General features: G+C 72.7%; 18 protein-coding genes. 9 read left to right on the forward strand and 9 right to left on the reverse strand.

The genetic code is table 11. From position 1 onward, the window contains the following. Positions 1 to 28 precede the first annotated feature (28 nt). Positions 29 to 1015, forward strand: a complete 987-nt coding sequence (locus tag ACFV9H_RS20535; protein WP_385400108.1) for an NAD(P)H-quinone oxidoreductase — start codon at positions 29 to 31, stop codon at positions 1013 to 1015. A 311-nt stretch (positions 1016 to 1326) separates the two neighbouring features. On the opposite strand, the gene ACFV9H_RS20540 is transcribed toward ACFV9H_RS20535, so the two are convergent. The 3 genes from ACFV9H_RS20540 to pdhA are packed head-to-tail and all read right to left on the reverse strand — an operon-like array spanning position 1327 to position 4837. After that, positions 1327 to 2685, reverse strand: coding sequence for a dihydrolipoamide acetyltransferase family protein (locus tag ACFV9H_RS20540; RefSeq protein ID WP_385400111.1), 1359 nt, complete (start codon positions 2683 to 2685; stop codon positions 1327 to 1329). Continuing rightward, positions 2685 to 3653: an alpha-ketoacid dehydrogenase subunit beta gene (locus ACFV9H_RS20545; protein ID WP_385400210.1), complete on the reverse strand. Its 969-nt coding sequence runs from the start codon at positions 3651 to 3653 to the stop codon at positions 2685 to 2687. The genes ACFV9H_RS20540 and ACFV9H_RS20545 overlap by 1 nt, the downstream gene beginning before the upstream one ends. A gap of 47 nt (positions 3654 to 3700) precedes the next feature. Beyond that, positions 3701 to 4837: a pyruvate dehydrogenase (acetyl-transferring) E1 component subunit alpha gene (pdhA, locus tag ACFV9H_RS20550; protein ID WP_385400114.1), complete on the reverse strand. Its 1137-nt coding sequence runs from the start codon at positions 4835 to 4837 to the stop codon at positions 3701 to 3703. 205 nt (positions 4838 to 5042) lie between these two features. Here pdhA and ACFV9H_RS20555 point away from each other — a divergent pair, with 205 nt between their 5' ends. Next, positions 5043 to 5612: an Lrp/AsnC family transcriptional regulator gene (locus ACFV9H_RS20555; protein WP_385400117.1), complete on the forward strand. Its 570-nt coding sequence runs from the start codon at positions 5043 to 5045 to the stop codon at positions 5610 to 5612. Positions 5613 to 5661: 49 nt separating this feature from the next. On the opposite strand, the gene ACFV9H_RS20560 is transcribed toward ACFV9H_RS20555, so the two are convergent. Further along, positions 5662 to 6249, reverse strand: a complete 588-nt coding sequence (locus ACFV9H_RS20560; RefSeq protein ID WP_385400119.1) for a TetR/AcrR family transcriptional regulator — start codon at positions 6247 to 6249, stop codon at positions 5662 to 5664. Next, positions 6246 to 7799, reverse strand: a complete 1554-nt coding sequence (locus ACFV9H_RS20565; RefSeq protein WP_385400121.1) for a 3-hydroxyacyl-CoA dehydrogenase — start codon at positions 7797 to 7799, stop codon at positions 6246 to 6248. Before ACFV9H_RS20565 ends, ACFV9H_RS20560 begins: the two co-directional genes overlap by 4 nt. 124 nt (positions 7800 to 7923) lie before the next feature. Here ACFV9H_RS20565 and paaN point away from each other — a divergent pair, with 124 nt between their 5' ends. Further along, positions 7924 to 9615 carry a phenylacetic acid degradation protein PaaN gene (gene paaN, locus ACFV9H_RS20570; RefSeq protein WP_385400123.1) on the forward strand — a complete coding sequence of 564 codons (1692 nt, stop codon included), beginning with the start codon at positions 7924 to 7926 and terminating at the stop codon, positions 9613 to 9615. Here the strand turns inward: paaN and ACFV9H_RS20575 are convergent. The 3 genes from ACFV9H_RS20575 to ACFV9H_RS20585 all read right to left on the reverse strand — a co-directional run bounded on the left by ACFV9H_RS20575 (position 9612) and on the right by ACFV9H_RS20585 (position 12510). Beyond that, entirely contained in the window at positions 9612 to 10373 is a 762-nt protein-coding gene (locus ACFV9H_RS20575) for a TrmH family RNA methyltransferase (RefSeq protein ID WP_385400125.1), read from the reverse strand. The two genes, paaN and ACFV9H_RS20575, sit on opposite strands and share 4 nt — an antisense overlap. Before the next feature lie 242 nt (positions 10374 to 10615). Next, positions 10616 to 11791: an HTTM domain-containing protein gene (locus tag ACFV9H_RS20580; protein ID WP_385400126.1), complete on the reverse strand. Its 1176-nt coding sequence runs from the start codon at positions 11789 to 11791 to the stop codon at positions 10616 to 10618. After that, positions 11779 to 12510 carry a DUF5819 family protein gene (locus ACFV9H_RS20585; protein ID WP_385400129.1) on the reverse strand — a complete coding sequence of 244 codons (732 nt, stop codon included), beginning with the start codon at positions 12508 to 12510 and terminating at the stop codon, positions 11779 to 11781. Before ACFV9H_RS20585 ends, ACFV9H_RS20580 begins: the two co-directional genes overlap by 13 nt. A gap of 149 nt (positions 12511 to 12659) precedes the next feature. Here ACFV9H_RS20585 and paaA point away from each other — a divergent pair, with 149 nt between their 5' ends. The 6 genes from paaA to ACFV9H_RS20615 all read left to right on the forward strand — a co-directional run bounded on the left by paaA (position 12660) and on the right by ACFV9H_RS20615 (position 17516). Next, positions 12660 to 13670: a 1,2-phenylacetyl-CoA epoxidase subunit PaaA gene (gene paaA / locus ACFV9H_RS20590; protein WP_385400131.1), complete on the forward strand. Its 1011-nt coding sequence runs from the start codon at positions 12660 to 12662 to the stop codon at positions 13668 to 13670. Then, on the forward strand, positions 13667 to 13951 hold the full coding sequence (gene paaB / locus ACFV9H_RS20595; protein WP_030009045.1) for a 1,2-phenylacetyl-CoA epoxidase subunit PaaB: 285 nt from the start codon (positions 13667 to 13669) through the stop codon (positions 13949 to 13951). The genes paaA and paaB overlap by 4 nt, the downstream gene beginning before the upstream one ends. A 17-nt stretch (positions 13952 to 13968) precedes the next feature. Beyond that, on the forward strand, positions 13969 to 14673 hold the full coding sequence (gene paaC / locus ACFV9H_RS20600; RefSeq protein ID WP_385400213.1) for a 1,2-phenylacetyl-CoA epoxidase subunit PaaC: 705 nt from the start codon (positions 13969 to 13971) through the stop codon (positions 14671 to 14673). Next, positions 14667 to 15170, forward strand: coding sequence for a 1,2-phenylacetyl-CoA epoxidase subunit PaaD (gene paaD / locus ACFV9H_RS20605; protein WP_385400134.1), 504 nt, complete (start codon positions 14667 to 14669; stop codon positions 15168 to 15170). Before paaC ends, paaD begins: the two co-directional genes overlap by 7 nt. Then, positions 15171 to 16274, forward strand: a complete 1104-nt coding sequence (locus tag ACFV9H_RS20610; protein WP_385400137.1) for a 2Fe-2S iron-sulfur cluster-binding protein — start codon at positions 15171 to 15173, stop codon at positions 16272 to 16274. A gap of 99 nt (positions 16275 to 16373) precedes the next feature. Beyond that, positions 16374 to 17516: an acyl-CoA dehydrogenase family protein gene (locus ACFV9H_RS20615; protein ID WP_385400140.1), complete on the forward strand. Its 1143-nt coding sequence runs from the start codon at positions 16374 to 16376 to the stop codon at positions 17514 to 17516. Here ACFV9H_RS20615 and ACFV9H_RS20620 read toward each other — a convergent pair. Then, positions 17513 to 17857, reverse strand: a complete 345-nt coding sequence (locus ACFV9H_RS20620; RefSeq protein ID WP_385400142.1) for a rhodanese-like domain-containing protein — start codon at positions 17855 to 17857, stop codon at positions 17513 to 17515. The two genes, ACFV9H_RS20615 and ACFV9H_RS20620, sit on opposite strands and share 4 nt — an antisense overlap. Positions 17858 to 18116: the final 259 nt, after the last annotated feature.

Here is an 18116-nt window from a genome sequence, read left to right on the forward strand (position 1 = left end):
GCGATTGCCCTCGGCTAGCCTCCGGGCCATGCATGCGATCACCATCGAGCAGCCCGGCGGCCCCGAGGCCCTCGTCTGGACCGACGTACCCGATCCGGTGGCGGGCGAGGGCGAGGTGCTCGTCGAGGTCGCGGCGAGCGCCGTGAACCGCGCCGACCTCCTGCAGCGCCAGGGGTTCTACAACCCGCCTCCCGGCGCCTCCCCCTACCCCGGCCTGGAATGCTCCGGACGCGTGAGCGCGATCGGGCCCGGGGTGTCCGGCTGGGCGGTGGGCGACGAGGTGTGCGCGCTGCTGTCGGGCGGCGGGTACGCGCAGCAGGTGGCCGTCCCCGCGGGGCAACTGCTGCCGGTCCCGGCGGGCGTGGACCTCGTGACGGCGGCCGCGCTGCCCGAGGCGGTCGCCACGGTGTGGTCCAACGTGTTCATGGTGGCCGGACTGCGCCCCGCCGAGACCCTGCTGGTGCACGGCGGGTCCAGCGGCATCGGCACCATGGCGATCCAGCTGGGCAAGGCCGTGGGCGCGAAGGTCGCGGTGACGGCCGGCGGACCGGAGAAGCTGGCGCGCTGCGCGGAGCTGGGCGCGGACGTCCTGATCGACTACCGCGAACAGGACTTCGTGGAGGAGATCAAGGCGGCGACCGGCGGGGCCGGGGCGGACGTGATCCTGGACATCATGGGCGCGAAGTACCTCGACCGGAACGTGTCCGCGCTGGCCGTGAACGGCCGGCTCGCGGTGATCGGACTCCAGGGCGGGGTGAAGGCCGAGCTGAACCTGGCCGCGCTGATGGCCAAGCGGGCCGCGATCACCGCGACCACACTGCGTGCCAGGCCACTGGAGGAGAAGGCGGCCATCGTGGCGGCCGTACGGGAACACGTATGGCCGCTGGTGTCCGCGGGCCGGGTCCGCCCGGTGGTGCACGCGACGCTCCCGATCACGGAGGCGGCCGAGGCCCACCGCGTGCTGGAGGCGAGCAGCCACGTCGGCAAGGTGCTGCTCACGGTGCCTACGGCCTGAGCGCGGCGGCCACCAGCCCCTCCAGGGCGTCCCGGTCGACCTCCTCGGCCCCGGACGGGGCCGGGACGGCCGCTGCGCGGGGCTGTCCCCTACCCGCCCTTCCACCGTTCCCCGGGTTCTGCCCGGACCCGGTCCTCAAACGCCGGACGGGCTGGGAAATCCGGCCTCGCCGGCTTTTGAGGCGTGGGGGTCCCCCCGGACGAAGTCTGGGGGGAGGGTCCGGGGCGGAGCCCCGAGAAACGGAGAAAAGGCGGGGTGGGGAGCAGCTCCGCGCAGCGGAACCCGCACGCCCACCCCGCCCCGTCGGACGACTACAGGCTGCGCAGCAACACGGCCGGAGACTCCACGCAGTCCGCGACGTAGCGGAGGAAGCCCCCCGCGGTACCCCCGTCGCAGACCCGGTGGTCGAACGTGAGGGACAGCTGGACGACCTGACGCACGGCCAGCTCCCCCTGGTGGACCCACGGCTTCGCCATGATGCGGCCCACGCCGAGCATGGCCGCCTCCGGGTGGTTGATGATCGGCGTGGAGCCGTCGACCCCGAACACCCCGTAGTTGTTCAGGGTGAACGTCCCGCCGGTGAGGTCCGCCGGGGACAGCTTCCCGCCCCGCGCCAGCTCCGTCAGCCGGGCGAACTCCGCCGACAGGGACTCCGGGTTGCGCGTGTGCGCGTCCCGGACCACCGGCACCATCAGCCCGCGTTCCGTCTGCGCGGCGAAGCCCAGGTGCACCGACGGCAGCCGGACGATCTCGTTCGCCGCCAGATCCACCGTGGAGTTGAGCTCCGGGTACTTCGCGAGCGCGGCCGTGCAGATCCGGGCCAGCAGCGCCAGCACCGAGATCTTGGGCCCGCCGACCGCGTTCATCGCGGCCCGCGCGGCCATCAGCTCGGTGGCGTCGGCGTCGACCCAGCAGGTGGCGTCCGGGATCTCCCGCCGACTGCGCGACAGCTTCTCCGCGACCGCGCCGCGCACGCCCTTGAGCGGCACGCGGTCACCCTGCGCGGGCGCGGCGACGGCGACGGGCTCGGCAACGGCGACGGGCTCGGGCGCCCGCAGCGCCGCCAGCGCCGCCTCGACGTCCGCCCGCATGATCAGCCCGTCCGGCCCCGACCCCGACAGCCCGCGCAGGTCGACCCCGCCGTCCCGCGCCAGCTTCCGCACGAGCGGCGAGATGACGGGCACCGGGCCGGCCGAAGCATCCACCACCGGCTGCGGGACCGGCGCGGCGACCGGCGGCGCGACCGGTGCGACCGGCGCGGCGACCGGCATCGGCGCAGGCGCCTGCACCGCGGCGGTGACGGGTCGCACCCGTCGCCGACGCGCCGGGCGCGAGTGGTCCGTGCCGTAACCGATCAGGGGCCGGGGCGAGTTCCCGGAGCCCGAGGACTCCGCCTCGGGTGCGGCCGGCTCCACCTCGGCGCCCGCCCCCACCGCCACGGTGATCAGCGGCGCCCCGACGGGGAGTTCCGTGCCCTCCTCCCCGAAGCGGGCCGTGACGACCCCGCCGTAGGGGCACGGAACCTCCACCATCGCCTTGGCCGTCTCGACCTCGACCACGGGCTGGTCGATGGCGACGACATCGCCCACCGCGACCAGCCAGCGGACGATCTCGGCCTCGGTCAGGCCCTCCCCGAGATCGGGAAGCTTGAACTCCATTACCTGCGGCATCAGTTCTCCCACTGCAGGCGGGCCACGGTGTCCAGGATCCGGTCCACACCGGGCAGGTGGTGCTTCTCCAGCATCGGCGGCGGGTACGGGATGTCGAAGCCCGTCACCCGCAGCACCGGCGCCTCCAGGTGGTGGAAGCACCGCTCCGTGACGCGGGCGGCGATCTCCGCGCCCGGTCCGCCGAAGCCGTTGGCCTCGTGGACCACGACGGCGCGCCCGGTCCGGCGTACGGACTCCACGACCGTCTCCTCGTCGAACGGCACGAGCGAGCGCAGGTCCACGACCTCCAGGTCCCAGCCCTCCTCGCGCGCCGCCTCGGCCGCCTCCAGGCACACCGGCAGCGAAGGCCCGTACGTGATCAGCGTGGCACTCGTGCCCGCCCTCCGCACCAGCGCCTTCCCGATGCCCGGGACGGCCGTCGGCGCCTGCGGCGACCAGTCGGCCTTGGACCAGTACAGCCGCTTCGGCTCCAGGAAGACGACCGGGTCGTCGCTCGCGATCGACGCGCGCAGCAGCCCGTACGCGTCCTCGACGGTCGCCGGGGTCACCACGTGCAGGCCGGGCGTGGCCACGTAGTACGCCTCGGAGGAGTCGCAGTGGTGCTCCACGCCGCCGATCCCGCCGCCGTACGGCACCCGGATGGTGATGGGCAGCGGCATCGCGCCGCGCGTACGGTTGCGCATCTTCGCGACGTGCGAGATCAGCTGCTCGAAGGCCGGGTACGCGAACGCGTCGAACTGCATCTCCACGACCGGCCGCAGCCCGTACATGGCCATGCCGACCGCCGCGCCCAGGATGCCGGCCTCCGCGAGCGGGGTGTCCGTGCAGCGGTCCTCGCCGAACTCCTTGGCGAGCCCGTCGGTGATCCGGAAGACCCCGCCGAGCGTGCCGACGTCCTCGCCCATGACGTGGACCGTCGGGTCCTCGGCCATCGCGTCGCGCATCGCCCGGGTCAGGGCCTGCGCCATCGTCGCGGGCTTGACCCCCGACTTCGCGGACTTCGCCGCCACCGTCGTCACTCCTGGTCCTCGGCTTCCAGCTCGGCGCGCAGCATGGCCGCCTGCTCGCGCAGCAGGCCGGTCTGCTCCGCGTAGACGTTTTCGAACAGGTCCATCGGGTTCAGCACGGGGTCGGCGTTCATTCCCTCGCGCAGGGCCGCGGCCATCGCCTCGGCGTCCTCGCGGGCCTGCGCCACGCCGGCCTCGTCGAGCATCCCGAGCGCGGTGAGCTCGCGCTCCAGCAGGTCGATCGGGTCGTGCGCCTTCCAGGCCTCGACCTCGGCGTCGCCCCGGTAGCGGGTCGCGTCGTCGGCGTTCGTGTGGGCCTCCATCCGGTACGTGACGGCCTCGATCAGGGTCGGACCACCTCCGGCCCGGGCCCGCCGGACGGCTTCGGTCAGCACCTCGTGCATCGCCGCGATGTCGTTGCCGTCGACCAGCCGGCCGGGCATGCCGTATCCGACGGCCTTGTGGGCCAGCGTCGGGGCGGCGCTCTGCTTGGCGAGCGGGACGGATATCGCGAAGCCGTTGTTCTGCACGAGGAAGACCACCGGGGCCTGCCAGACGGCGGCGAAGTTTAGCGCCTCGTGGAAGTCGCCCTCGCTGGTGCCGCCGTCGCCGACCATGGCCAGCGCGACGACGTCGTCCCCGCGCAGGCGGGCCGCGTGCGCCAGGCCCACCGCGTGCGGCAGCTGGGTGGCGAGCGGGGTCGACAGCGGGGCTATCCGGTGCTCGCGGGGGTCGTAGCCGGTGTGCCAGTCGCCGCGCAGCAGGGTCAGGGCCTGGACGGGGTCCAGTCCGCGCGCCACGGCCGCCAGGGTGTCGCGGTAGCTCGGGAAGAGCCAGTCCTGGTCCTCCAGGACCAGCGCGGCCGCGATCTCGCAGGCCTCCTGGCCGACCGTGGAGGGGTAGACGGCGAGCCGCCCCTGCTTGGTCAGTGCGGTGGCCTGGGCGTTGTAGCGACGGCCGCGCACCAGTTCGGCGTAGCAGCGGCGCATCAGCGCGGGGTCGAGCCGGCCGGCCGCCTCGGTGCCCAGTACCCGGTAGGGCTCGGCGTCGGGCAGCAGCGGAGCGGCGTCCGTACGGGGCCTCCAGGCGGGCGGCGGGGTGGAACGGTGGGACGCACCGGCACCGGGCAGCTCTTGGACCGTCATGGCGGCGTACACCTCCTCGTGGGAAGCGGGCTGGGGCACCCCCAGCGGTAGCTGGGGGAAGCGACGGCTCGGGTGTGAGGCGCCTCACCTACCGATTGTTCGGTTGTTCGCGCAATTTGGCTACAGGCGGCTCCAGGCTGTGGACAAACGGGCGCCGGGGCTCTGGGATGGACGCAGGACGTCCAGGAGAGGGAGGCATCGGGCAATGCCGGATGAACAAATGGCCGGAGCGGGTTCCGCATCGGTCCCATCGGGGGGCGCCACATCGGCCCCACCGGTGCCACCCGTCGCACCCAGGCCCCTGGATCCGATCGACCGGTCGATCATCAGACTGCTCCAGGCGGACGGCCGCGCGTCGATACGGTCCGTCGCGGAACAGGTCCACGTCTCGCGCGCGAACGCCTACGCCCGGATCAACCGGCTGATCGACGATGGGGTGATCCGGGGGTTCACGGCCCGCGTGAACCACGAACGGGCAGGTCAGGGCGCCTCCGCCTACATCACCCTGAAGATCGTCCAGAATTCCTGGCGCACGGTCCGCGAGAAGCTCCGCGAGCTGCCGGGCGCCGCGCACATCGCCCTGGTCAGCGGTGATTTCGACGTCCTGCTGCTGGTGCACACCCCGGACAACCGGACCCTGCGCGAGCTGGTCCTGACCCGCCTCCAGTCCATCCCGGAGGTGCTCTCGACCCGCACCCTGCTGGTCTTCGAGGAAACGGATCTCCTGGACGCCGGCCCGGGCCCTTCGGGCGCGCCGGTCATCGCCGAGGAGTAGGGGCGGCAACGGGCCGCGCAGGCCGCTCAGCGGGCCGTGCGCAGGCCGCTCAGCGGGCCGTGCGCAGCCCGTCGAAGGCCATGTGGACGACCGCGTCGGCGAGTTGGGCGTGGCTCGTGCCCGGGTGCGGTCGGTACCACTCGACCAGGGAGTTCACCATGCCGAAGAGCAGCCGGGTGGCGAGCCGGATGTCCACGTCCGCGCGCAGGTCCCCGTCCGCCGCCGCCGCCTTGAGCAGGTCCGCCACCTGGTGGTCGAACTCGCGGCGGCGCTCCAGGGCCCACCGCTCCGTGCGGGTGTTGCCGCGCACGCGCAGCAGCAGCGTCACGTACGGCAGCTCCGAGACCAGGACCTCGACCGTCCGGCGCGTGACGTACTCGACGCGCTCGACCGCGCGGCCCCGTATGGCTCCCGGCTCCTCCAGGATCGCGAAGAGCCCGTCGAGGGCCCGGCTGACGGCCCGCCGCAGCAGCTCCTCCTTGCCCGTGACGTGGTGGTAGATCGAGGACTTGGAGATGCCGGCGGCCTTGGAGAGGTGCTCCATCGAGGTGCCGTCGTAGCCGCGCTCGTTGAAGACCTGGACGGCGACGGACAACAGCGTCTCGGGTGTGTACGTGTCCCGCTTGGCCGTGGTCATTCAGTCTCCCCCGAATCGTCCGCCGTCTCGCCGTCGTCGCCCTCGCCGCCCTCGTCCTCGCCCGCCTCGTAGCCCAGCTTGAACAGGGCGAGCGAGGGCGCGTACCGGCCGCCGGGACAGCGCTCGTCGAGGTGGTGCAGCAGGTCGTACGCCCAGTCCCGGCCGAGCCGGTCGTGCCATTCGGCCGGGCCCACGGGGTAGTTGACCCCGAGCCGCATCGCCGTGTCGATGTCCTCGGCGGAGGCGACGCCGCGCGCGACCGCGTCGGCCGTCAGGTCGATCAGCATCGCGACGGTCCGGGCGACGATCATGCCGGGGACGTCGCCGATGACGGAGACCTTCTTGCCGAGCCGCTGGAAGAGGCCGATCGCCTCGGCGAGGGTCCGCTCGCTGGTGTCCGCGCTGGCGGAGAGCGCGATCCGGGTGGCCGCCCGGTAGTCGAGCGCGAGGTCGAAGTAGACGACGTCCGCGAACTCCACGGAGGTCTTGCCGTCCGCGAGGACCAGCTGGCCCTCGCCGGGCAGCTGGATGTACGGGCCTCCGCTCCCGGTGGCCGTGACCGCGATCCCGGCCTCCTCCAGGAGGTCGGTCAGCTCCGCCGCGGGCCCCAGGTCGCCGACGACGGTGACCTTCTCCGGGGCGTCCTCGGGGCCGGCGGTGTGCGGGCCGGGCACCTGCGCGTCCGGGCCGTACGGGTACCAGCCGTGCCCCGACTTGCGGCCGAGGCGGCCCGACTGGACCAGCCGGCGCTGAGCGAGGGACGGTGTGAACTTGGGGCTGCGGAAGAAGGACTCCCACACCGAGCGGGTCACGGCCTCGTTGACGTCCTGGCCGATCAGGTCGGTCAGCTGGAACGGGCCCATCTTGAAGCCGCCGCTCTCGCGGAGCACGGCGTCGATGGTGGCCGGGTCGGCGCCCTGCTCCTCGTACACCGCGAAGGCCTCGGCGTAGAAGGGGCGGGCGATCCGGTTGACGATGAAGCCGGGGGTGTCGGCGCAGCGGACCGGGGTCTTCCCCCAGCCGAGGACGGTGCGGTACGCGCGGTCGGCGGCGGCCGGGTCGGTCGCGAATCCGCTGACCACCTCGACGAGCGGGAGCAGCGGCGCCGGGTTGAAGAAGTGCAGGCCGAGGAAGCGGCCCGGGTGCGCGAGACCGGCGGCGAGCTCGGTGACGGAGAGGGAGGAGGTGTTGGTGGCCAGCAACGCGTCCGGCGAAACCACCTCTTCGAGCGCCTTGAAGAGCGCGCTCTTGACTCCGACGTTCTCGACGACCGCCTCGACGACGAGGGCGCAGTCGCCGAGGTCCGCGAGGGCGGCCGCCGAATCGATTCGGCCGATCGCGTCCTCGGCCTCGGCCCGATCGAGGCGCCCCTTGGCGGCCATCCGCTCGACGCGGTCCTGCACGAAGGAGACCCCGTCGGCGGCGAGGGAGGCGTCGATGTCGTAGATCAGCACGCGGTGACCTGCGAGAAGGGCGACCTGGGCGATGCCCTGCCCCATGGTTCCCGCGCCGATGACCGCCACTGTGCGGGACCGCTCGATTGCTGTCATGTCCTGATCCTCCCGCACCGACTTATCCACAGGTCTGCCGGGCCCTCTTGTCCCGACCGATCGTTCGGTTACTCTAACTCCAGTCTGCTCTCCTTCGCCCGGCTCAACGAGGAGTTGGTCCCTGATGGCCGCCGAGCTCACCGTCCCCCAGCTGTCCGCGCTCTCCGACAGGCACCGGCCCACCCTGGACCAGGCCCTGTCCGCGATCCGCAGCCGCGCCTACTGGTCCCCGCACCCCGAGCACCCCAAGGCGTACGGCGAGACCGCCCCCGCCGACGGGCTCGCGGCCTTCAAGGCCCTCGACGGCACCCGCTTCGAGCTGGACCAGCCCGGCACCGACGGCTGGACCGGCGGCGAGGTGTCCCCGTACGGCCCGGCGCTCGGCGTGGAGTACCCGCACGCGGACATGGACGTACTGCTGCCCGCGATGAAGGCCGGCATGGCCGCCTGGCGCGACGCGGGCCCCGAGGCGCGCGCCCTGGTCTGCATCGAGATCCTGTCGCGCATCTCCGCCCGCACGCACGAGTTCGCGCACGCGGTCATGCACACCAGCGGCCAGGCCTTCATGATGGCGTTCCAGGCGGGCGGCCCCCACGCGCAGGACCGCGGCCTGGAGGCGGTCGCCTACGCGTACGAGGAGCAGACCCGGGTCCCGGGGCAGGCCGACTGGTCGAAGCCGCAGGGCAAGAAGGACCCGCTGGAGCTCGGCAAGACCTTCACCGCGGTCCCGCGCGGCATCTCCCTGATGATCGGCTGCAACACCTTCCCGACGTGGAACGGCTACCCGGGCCTGTTCGCCTCCCTGGCCACGGGCAACCCGGTGCTGGTCAAGCCGCACCCCCGCGCCGTCCTCCCGCTGGCGCTCACGGTCAAGGTGGCCCGCGAGGTCCTCGCCGAGACCGGCTTCGACCCGAACCTGGTGGCCCTCGCCGTCGAGCGCCCGGGCGAAGGCATCGCCAAGGCCCTCGCCGTCCGCCCCGAGATCAAGTTGATCGACTACACCGGGTCGACGGAGTTCGGCGACTGGCTGGAGGCCAACGCCCGCCAGGCGCAGGTCTACACGGAGAAGGCGGGCGTCAACACCGTCGTCATCGACTCCACCGACAACTACAAGGGCATGCTGTCCAACCTGGCCTTCTCGCTCTCCCTCTACAGCGGCCAGATGTGCACCACCCCGCAGAACCTGCTGATCCCGCGCGACGGCATCGACACCGATGCGGGCCACAAGACGTACGACGAGGTCGTCGCCGACCTCGCGGCCTCCGTCGGCGGCCTGCTGGGCGACGACGCCCGGGCCAACGCGCTGCTCGGCGCGCTGGTCAACCCGGACGTCAAGGCCCGCCTGGAGGCGGCGGCCGCCCTCGGCGAGGTCGCGCTGCCCTCCCGCGAGGTCGCGAACCCCGAGTTCCCGGACGCGGTGGTCCGCACGCCGGTGATGGTCAAGCTGGACGCCGCCAAGCCGGACCCGGAGGCGCCCTACCTCTCGGAGTGCTTCGGCCCGGTCTCCTTCGCGGTGGCCGTGGACTCCACCACGGACGCCCTCGACCTCCTCCGTCGGACGGTCCGCGAGAAGGGCGCGATGACGGTGGGCGCCTACACCACCTCCCCGGACACCGAGCGGGCGATCGAGGAGGTCTGCCTGGAGGAGTCCGCGCAGCTCTCGCTGAACCTGACCGGCGGGGTCTTCGTCAATCAGACCGCGGCCTTCTCCGACTTCCACGGCTCGGGCGGCAACCCGGCGGCCAACGCGGCGCTCTGCGACGGCGCGTTCGTCTCGAACCGCTTCCGCGTGGTGGAGGTCCGCCGCCAGGCCTAGTCGGCGGCGTTCGGCCCACCCCAGTGGAACAGGGCCATGGCGACACTCGTCGCCAGGTTGTAGCTGGAGACCTGCGGTCGCATCGGCAGGGACACCAGGTGGTCGGCGCGGGCGCGCAGCTCGGGCGAGATCCCGTGGCGTTCCGAGCCGAAGGCGAGCAGGGCGTCGTCGGGGAGGGTGAGGGCACGGATGTCCTCACCCTCCGGGTCGAGCGCGTAGAGCGGCCCGGGCGGCAGCTCGTCCAGCTCCAGCCGCTCCACCGTCGTGGCGTAGTGCAGCCCGGCCCCGGCCCGGACCACATTCGGGTGCCAGGGGTCGAGATCGCCCCGGGTCACGACGCCGGTGGCGCCGAAGCCGGCGGCGAGCCGGACGACGGCACCGACGTTGCCGAGGTTGCGGGGGTTGTCGAGCACGACGATCGGCGCGCTCCGCGGCATCCGGCCCAGCCCCGCGATGCCCTGCGCCCGGTCGGGCCGCAGGGCGAGCGCGGCGACCCCGGTGGGGTGCACGCGGGGCAGGAACTTCTTCAGCGGAGCCGGCCGCACGAGCCGGGCCACGTCCTCCTCGACATCCGGAGCCAACTCGCGGGCGAGGCCCCGTACGGCGTCCGGCTCGTCGGCGACGACCATCCGCACGTCGGCCCCGAACCGCAGGGCGTGCTTCAGCGCGTGAAACCCGTCGAGCAACACGAGATCCCCCGCCTGGGCGGCCTCCTGCCACTGCCGCACGGTCTCCTCGGGGCTCTGCTGGTCACTCATACCCCCGACCCTACGGTCCGACCCCACACCAGCCGCCGCACGGGCCCTCTCCCCGCCCCGCCGGGTATACCGCTGCGCGGGGCTTCTCCCCGCCCCACCCTTCCACCGTTCCCCGGGCGCTGCCCGGACCCGGGCGGAGCCCCACCCATTCAGCCTCGCCGGCGTTTGAGGCGCGGGGTCTGGGGCGGAGCCCCAGGGAACGGTGGAAGGGCGGGTAGGGGACAGGCCCCGCAGGGCACGGCTCAGCGGCCGGCCGGGCCAGGCGCCGCCTCCACGGCGGCCACGGCGGCCACGGCCGGCTCCGCAACCCGCCGCCGCGCAGCCACCCGCGCAGCGACCCGGGCCCCCACCCACACCAGAAACCCCGTCGGCAGAAACACCGCATCGGCGGCGATCATCGCCAAAGAAAAGAACGGCAGCCCCAACAGCACCGCGATCCCCGCGTGCTCCAGCATCATCACCCCGAGCAGCACGTTCTTGATCCGCCGGTTGAACAGCGTGAACGGAAAGGCGACCTGCACCGCCACCGTCCCGTACGTCAGCAGCATCACCACCGTCCCGCTGCCCGCCAGCACCCCCGACAGCCCCGGCCACGGCGTGAAGTAGTCCAGCCCCAGCGGGTAGTACAGGGCCGTCCCGTCCTGCCAGCGCGAGCCCTGGATCTTGTACCAGCCCGCCGTGGCGTAGATCAGGCAGACCTCCGCCATGATCACCAGCATCCCCGCGTTGTGCAGCAGGTTGGCCAGCACGTCCAGGGCGGCCCGCCGGTCCCCCTCCGGCTCATGGCGGTCCACCAGCCACCACAGCCCGCACAGCACCCACACCACCGCGAACGCCGCCAGCCAGCCCGCGCTGAACCGCCCGGTCGCCGCCCCGTACGCGTACACCGCCCCCAGCACGGCCCACAGCACCGGCCCGGCCGCCCCGGCCGCGGCGGAGGACCCCCGCCGGGCCCTGCGCGCGTCCAGCGACCACACCTGCGCGCAGCGGGTCAGTACCAGGTAGATCGCCATCAGGTGGATGACGTTGTCGCCGCCGTCGCCCATGAACACGCTGCGGTTCTGCAGCGAGAGCACCCCGACCATGAACACGACCGACACGGCCCTGGTCCGCCAGCCCAGCAGCAGCGCGACGCTCGCCAGTACGGCGACCGCGTAGACGATCTCGAACCACACCGTCGAGTCGGACCACATCAGCACGCTGAAGGCGCCGTTGGAGGCGGTCAGCCGGTCGGCGAGCTCCCAGCTCCACGGCCCGTCCGGCCCGTACAGCTCGGCGCGGTTCGGGAACTCCCGCAGCAGGAAGAAGAGCCACGTCCCGGCGAAGCCGATGCGCACCACGGCGCTCTGGTACGGGCCCAGCGCCCGCCCCGTGACCTGCTCCAGCGCCCTCGCCAGACCGGCTCTCACACGGTCCACCACGGCAGCTCCCGGTAGTACGTCTGGGTGTCGGTGGTCTCGTCGCTCCACTTCGGCGCGGCGACCGCCGTCGTCGCCGAACGCAGCTGGACCCGCAGCAGCCGTCCGCCCGCGGCGTCCACGTGGTCCGGGGTCAGCCGGTCCACCGCGATCCGCCGCAGGTACTGCTCGGACAGCTCGCCGCGCTCGCCGTTCGGCTCGTTCTCCTCGTCGTGGGAGCCGGTGAAGAAGTCCCACGCCCTGCGGAGCTCGTTCTGCTCGGTGTGGCTCGGCAGCAGGCTGTGCCGGATGGCCGCGCCGTCCTCGGCGCTCAGGTCGCGCCAGTCGGTGGTGACGAGTTCCCCGTCGGCGGTCCGCACCTGGGCGCGCACCTCCACGGAGATGTTCTGTTGGAGCGGGTTGGGCGCGAAGAGCTTCCAGTTCTGTTCGAACTCGGGGTAGATCCAGCCGTCGATCGTGTCCGCGTGCTGCTTGCTCACCGTGTTGGACGGGGCGACGTGCAGGAAGACCAGCGCGAGGTGGGTACAGGCGGCCACGGCCACGGCCCCCAGGGCGAGGGCGGTGAGGATCCGGTACGGGGTGGGCAGTCCGGCGATCCCGGCCGCCCGCGGGGGCACTGGAACGGGTGACGTGACGGGTGCCGGGACGAGTGCCGGAACGGGCGGCTCGCCGGGCGGTGCGGCGGCCCCTTCGGCGCTCTCGTGCTCGTACGAATCCATCCCGCCCCGATCGTCCGGCGTCCACAGGGTTGACCACAGAGGTTGACACCCTACGGGCCGCCGTCTCACCATTGAAGAGCATGAACCGAACGATCGGTCGGTCGGGCGGATGGCAGAGCCATAAAGGCAGACACTGACGAGGGGCCGGGATGGTGGCAGTGACCCCGGAGACAGATCCGGACATGAGCGCACAGCTCGCGGCGGCGTTCGACGCGGCCGTTGCGGCGGAGGAGCGCGTGGAACCGCGCGACTGGATGCCCGAGGCGTACCGCGCGACCCTGGTCCGCCAGATGGCCCAGCACGCCCACTCCGAGATCATCGGCATGCAGCCGGAGGCGAACTGGATCACCCGCGCCCCCTCGCTGCGCCGCAAGGCCATCCTGATGGCCAAGGTCCAGGACGAGGCGGGCCACGGGCTGTACCTCTACAGCGCGGCGGAGACCCTCGGCACCAGCCGCGACGAGCTGCTCGACATGCTCCACGCGGGCAAGCAGAAGTACTCGTCGATCTTCAACTACCCCACCCTGACCTGGGCGGACGTCGGCGCCATCGGCTGGCTCGTGGACGGCGCGGCGATCACCAACCAGGTGCCGATCTGCCGCTGCTCCTACGGGCCCTACGCGCGCGCCATGGTCCGGATCTGCAAGGAGGAGTCCTTCCACCAGCGGCAGGGTTTCGAGCTGCTCATGGCCCTCTCCAAGGGCACCGAGGCCCAGCACGCGATGGCGCAGGACGCGGTGGACCGCTGGTGGTGGCCCTCCCTGATGATGTTCGGCCCGCCGGACGACGAGTCGTCGCATTCGGCGCAGTCGATGGCCTGGCGGATCAAGCGGCACTCCAACGACGAGCTGCGCCAGCGGTTCGTGGACATCGCCGTCCCGCAGGCGGAGGCCCTGGGCCTGACCCTGCCCGACCCGGACCTCAAGTGGAACGAGGAGCGCGGGCACCACGACTTCGGTGCCATCGACTGGGCCGAGTTCTGGGACGTGCTCAAGGGCAACGGCCCCTGCAACGAGCAGCGGCTGAGCCAGCGGCGCACGGCGCACGAGGAAGGCGCCTGGGTGCGCGACGCGGCCGCGGCGTACGCGGAAAAGCAAGCGGCGAACGCTGCCGCGAAGAACGCAGAGAACGCAAAGAACGACGTGGAGGCACGGGTATGACGCAGAACTGGCCCCTGTGGGAGGTGTTCGTGCGCTCGCGGCGAGGCCTCTCGCACACGCACGCGGGAAGCCTGCACGCCCCCGACGCGGAGATGGCCCTGCGCAACGCCCGCGACCTGTACACCCGGCGCGGCGAGGGCATCTCCATCTGGGTGGTGCCCTCCACGGAGATAACCGCCTCCTCGCCGGACGAGCGCGACCCCTTCTTCGCCCCGTCCGCCGACAAGCCGTACCGGCACCCCACCTTCTACGACATCCCGGAGGGGGTGAGCCACCTGTGACCAGCACCGATGTCACCATGTCGGCCGCCCTCGCCCTGGGCGACGACGCGCTGATCCTTTCCCACCGTCTCGGTGAATGGGCCGGGCACGCCCCCGTCCTGGAGGAGGAGGTCGCCCTCGCCAACATCGCCCTCGACCTGCTCGGCCAGGCCCGCATCCTGCTGTCCATGGCCGGGGACGAGGACGAGCTGGCGTTCCTGCGCGAGGAGCGCGCCTTCCGCAACCTCCAGCTGGTCGAGCAGCCGAACGGCGACTTCGCGCACACCATCGCCCGCCAGCTCTTCTTCTCCTTCTACCAGCACGAGCTGTACGGGGAACTGGCGCGCGGCGACGGCCCGTTCGCGCCGCTGGCGGCCAAGGCCGTCAAGGAGACCGCGTACCACCGCGACCACGCCGAGCAGTGGACCCTGCGGCTCGGCGACGGCACGGAGGAGAGCCACGCTCGCATCCGGGCCGCGCTGGCCGCGCTGTGGAAGTTCACCGGCGAGATGTTCCAGCCGGTCGAGGGGCTCGACGGCGTGGACTGGGACGCCCTGGAACAGCGCTGGCTGGCCGCGGTGGGCGACGTACTGGTGCGGGCCGGGCTCGCCCTGCCAGAAGGGCCCCGCACCGGGGCCTGGGCGGCCGGCGCCGGGCGCCAGGGCCTGCACACTGAGCCCTTCGGCCGGATGCTCGCCGAGATGCAGCACCTGCACCGCAGCCATCCGGGGGCGTCATGGTGACCGACACCGGGACGAGCCGACTGGAGGCGGAACTGGCCGAGCTGGCCGGCTCCGTGCCCGACCCCGAACTGCCCGTGCTCACCCTCGGGGAGCTCGGCGTGGTGCGCGGGGTGCGGATGCACGAGGACGGCCACGCCGAGGTCACCCTCACCCCCACCTACACCGGCTGCCCGGCCATCGAGGCCATGTCCGCCGACATCGAGCGGGTCCTGACCGGTCACGGCATACCCGAGGTCCGGGTGACCACCGTGCTGTCCCCCGCCTGGTCCACCGACGACATCAGCGCCGAGGGCCGCCGCAAGCTCGCCGAGTTCGGCATCGCCCCGCCCCGGCCGCACGCGGCCGGCGGGCCGGTCCCGCTCACCCTGTCCGTCCGCTGCCCGAACTGCGGATCGACCGACACCGAACTGCTCAGCCGGTTCTCCTCCACCGCGTGCAAGGCGCTGCGCCGCTGCGTCGCCTGCCGCGAACCGTTCGACCACTTCAAGGAGCTGTAGATGGCCGCACCCCGCCACGGCGCGTTCCACCCGCTGACGGTGGCGGCAGTCGACCGGCTCACCGACGACTCGGTGGCCCTGACCCTGCGGGTTCCCGAGGAACTGCGCGAGGACTACCGGCACGCCCCCGGCCAGCACCTGACCCTGCGCCGCACCGCCCCCGAGGGAACCGCGGAGATCCGGCGCACCTACTCGATCTGCTCCCCCGCCCCGGCGCCGGCCGGTCCGGGTCCGGAGCTGCTGCGGGTCGGCGTGCGGCTGGTGGAGGGCGGCGAGTTCTCCACGTTCGCGCACAAGGAGATCGTCGCCGGGGACGTGCTGGACGTGATGGTCCCGGCCGGCCGGTTCGTGCTGGAGCCGACCGCCGCCCCGGCCGCGGGGCACTACGCGGCGATCGTCGGCGGCAGCGGCATCACCCCGGTGCTGTCGATCGCCGCCTCGCTGCTGGCCGCGCGCCCCGACGCCCGGTTCTGTCTCGTACGCAGCGACCGCACGGCGGCGTCGACGATGTTCCTGGAGGAGGTCGCCGACCTCAAGGACCGCTACCCGGCCCGCTTCCAGCTGGTGACGGTCCTCTCCCGCGAGGAGCAGGAGGCCGGGCTGCCCTCGGGCCGGCTCGACGAGGAGCGCCTGGCGGCCCTGCTGCCCGCGCTGCTGCCGGTGGCGGAGGTGACGGGCTGGTTCCTGTGCGGCCCCTACGGCCTGGTGCAGGGCGCGGAGCGGGCCCTGGCCGCGCTGGGAGTCGTCCGGACCCGGGTGCACGAGGAGATCTTCCACGTCGAGGACACCGCCCCGGCCCCGGTGCGCACGGCTTCGACGGCCGCGTCCCACGTGCGGGTCACCGCCCGCCTCGACGGCCGCTCCGGCACCTGGCCGGTCCAGGACGGCGAGTCCCTGCTGGACGCGGTGCTCCGCAACCGCGCGGACGCCCCGTACGCCTGCAAGGGCGGCGTCTGCGGCACCTGCCGGGCGTTCGTGGTGTCGGGCGAGGTCACGATGGAGCGGAACTTCGCGCTGGAGTCCGAGGAGACGGAGGCCGGTTTCGTGCTGGCCTGCCAGTCGCACGCGGTGACGGAGGAAGTGGAGATCGACTTCGACCGCTGAGGCGAGGCGCCCGGCCCCCTGTGCAATTACAGGAACCTGTTCTATCTTGACGCACCGTCAGACCGAACGGGATCCGGTGCGCGCACGGGAGGACAGGCAGTGGACTTCACCTTCACCGAGGAGCAGCAGGCGGCCGTCGAAGCGGCGAGGGCCGTGTTCGCGGACGTCGCGGCCGACGGCGTGCCCAGCCCCGCGCTCACCCCCGGGGCCGTCGCCGACGACTTCGACCGACCGCTGTGGGCCAAGCTCGCCGGCTCCGACCTGCTGGGCCTGGTCCTCGCCGAGGAGCACGGCGGCGCCGGCCTGGACGCCATCGCCCTGTGCCTGGTGCTGCGCGAGGCGGCCAAGGTCCTGGCCCGGGTGCCCCTGCTGGAGCACTGCGCCACCGCCATGGCCGTCCAGGCCCACGGCAGCCCCGAACTGGCCGCCGCCCTGCTGCCCGGCGCCGCGCGCGGCACGCTCGTCCTGACCGTCGCCGCGCACGGCCGCTCCGGCCACGACCCGGCCGAACTCGCCGTCACCGCCCGCCCGGACGGCACCGGGTGGACCCTGGACGGCACCCAGACCGCCGTCCCCTGGGCCCAGAGCGCCGACTGGATCGCCGTACCCGCCCACACCGGCGAAGGCGAAGCCGTCCTCGCGTTCGTCGCGCGCACCGCCTGCGGCCTCACCCTCGCCGAACAGGTCTCCACCAACGGGGAGCGGTTCGCCGAACTCACCCTGGACGGCGTACGGGTGGCCGCGACGCACCTCATCGACACCGCGGCCGCCTGGGAGCGGCTGCGCCAGCTCCTCGCCACCGGGACCTGCGCCCTCGCCCTCGGGCTCGGCGAGGGCGTCCTCGCCATGACCAGCCAATACACCAGCAAACGCGAGCAGTTCGGCTTCCCGGTGGCCACCTTCCAGGCCGTCGCCGTCCAGGCCGCGGACCGGTACATCGACCTGCGCGCCATGGAGGTCACCCTCTGGCAGGCCGCCTGGCGGCTCGACGCGGCGACCGCCGGCGCGGGCGGCCCGCTGCCGAGCTCCGGTGACGTCGCGGTCGCCAAGATCTGGGCCTCGGAAGGCGTACGCCGGGTCGTACAGACCGCCCAGCACCTGCACGGCGGCTTCGGCGCCGACACCGACTACCCGCTGCACCGCTACCACGCGTGGGCCAAGCAGCTGGAACTCCAGCTCGGCCCCGCGGCAGCGCACGAGGAAGCCCTGGGCGACCTGCTGGCCGCCCATCCCCTCGCCTAGAGCACGAAGGCCGGGTTCCCGCTCTCCGTCACCATCGGGCGCCCGGCACGTTCCCATGCCTGCATCCCGCCGTCGATGTTCACGGCGTCGATCTCCTGGCGCACCAGGTACTGGGTGACCTGCGCGGAACGCCCGCCCACCCGGCACATCACGTGCACCCGGCGGCCGTCCTCGATTGCCTCCGTCAGCTCACCGAAGCGAGCCACGAAGTCGCTCATCGGGATGTGCAGCGCACCCTCGACGTGCCCGGCCGCCCATTCGTCGTCCTCACGGACGTCCAGGACAAAGCCTTCGGAGGGCACCGCGGCGGCGTCCACCGAGGGAAGCGGTCCGAAGTTCATACGTCGCCTTCTCTCATCACAGATCCGACTCCCAACCTATCCGACCGGGCAAACTCAACCCCGCCGGCGCGTGAGGCGCGGGCAACAATCCAACCCCGCCGGCGCGTGAGGCGCGGGCAACAATCCAACCCCGCCGGGGCTTGAGGCGCGGGGACCAATCCAGCCCCGCCGGGGTTTGAGGCGCGGGGACCAATCCAGCCCCGCCGGGGCTTGAGGCGCGGGGACCAATCCAGCCCCGCCGGGGCTTGAGGCGCGGGGA

Origin of the sequence: Streptomyces sp. NPDC059874, assembly GCF_042731135.1 — a bacterium.
Taxonomy (GTDB): Bacteria; Actinomycetota; Actinomycetes; order Streptomycetales; family Streptomycetaceae; genus Streptomyces.

What these genes read in the sequence shown, in the direction of transcription:
- paaA (WP_385400131.1), top strand. Translation starts at nt 12,660, where the DNA reads ATGGTGGCAGTGACCCCGGAGACAGATCCGGACATGAGCGCACAGCTC.
- ACFV9H_RS20565 (WP_385400121.1), bottom strand. Translation starts at nt 7,799, where the DNA reads ATGACAGCAATCGAGCGGTCCCGCACAGTGGCGGTCATCGGCGCGGGA.
- ACFV9H_RS20535 (WP_385400108.1), top strand. Translation starts at nt 29, where the DNA reads ATGCATGCGATCACCATCGAGCAGCCCGGCGGCCCCGAGGCCCTCGTC.
- paaB (WP_030009045.1), top strand. Translation starts at nt 13,667, where the DNA reads ATGACGCAGAACTGGCCCCTGTGGGAGGTGTTCGTGCGCTCGCGGCGA.
- paaD (WP_385400134.1), top strand. Translation starts at nt 14,667, where the DNA reads ATGGTGACCGACACCGGGACGAGCCGACTGGAGGCGGAACTGGCCGAG.
- ACFV9H_RS20560 (WP_385400119.1), bottom strand. Translation starts at nt 6,249, where the DNA reads ATGACCACGGCCAAGCGGGACACGTACACACCCGAGACGCTGTTGTCC.
- ACFV9H_RS20575 (WP_385400125.1), bottom strand. Translation starts at nt 10,373, where the DNA reads ATGAGTGACCAGCAGAGCCCCGAGGAGACCGTGCGGCAGTGGCAGGAG.
- ACFV9H_RS20610 (WP_385400137.1), top strand. Translation starts at nt 15,171, where the DNA reads ATGGCCGCACCCCGCCACGGCGCGTTCCACCCGCTGACGGTGGCGGCA.
- pdhA (WP_385400114.1), bottom strand. Translation starts at nt 4,837, where the DNA reads ATGACGGTCCAAGAGCTGCCCGGTGCCGGTGCGTCCCACCGTTCCACC.
- ACFV9H_RS20585 (WP_385400129.1), bottom strand. Translation starts at nt 12,510, where the DNA reads ATGGATTCGTACGAGCACGAGAGCGCCGAAGGGGCCGCCGCACCGCCC.
- ACFV9H_RS20555 (WP_385400117.1), top strand. Translation starts at nt 5,043, where the DNA reads ATGCCGGATGAACAAATGGCCGGAGCGGGTTCCGCATCGGTCCCATCG.
- ACFV9H_RS20620 (WP_385400142.1), bottom strand. Translation starts at nt 17,857, where the DNA reads ATGAACTTCGGACCGCTTCCCTCGGTGGACGCCGCCGCGGTGCCCTCC.
- ACFV9H_RS20545 (WP_385400210.1), bottom strand. Translation starts at nt 3,653, where the DNA reads ATGGCGCAGGCCCTGACCCGGGCGATGCGCGACGCGATGGCCGAGGAC.
- ACFV9H_RS20540 (WP_385400111.1), bottom strand. Translation starts at nt 2,685, where the DNA reads ATGCCGCAGGTAATGGAGTTCAAGCTTCCCGATCTCGGGGAGGGCCTG.
- paaN (WP_385400123.1), top strand. Translation starts at nt 7,924, where the DNA reads ATGGCCGCCGAGCTCACCGTCCCCCAGCTGTCCGCGCTCTCCGACAGG.
- paaC (WP_385400213.1), top strand. Translation starts at nt 13,969, where the DNA reads ATGTCGGCCGCCCTCGCCCTGGGCGACGACGCGCTGATCCTTTCCCAC.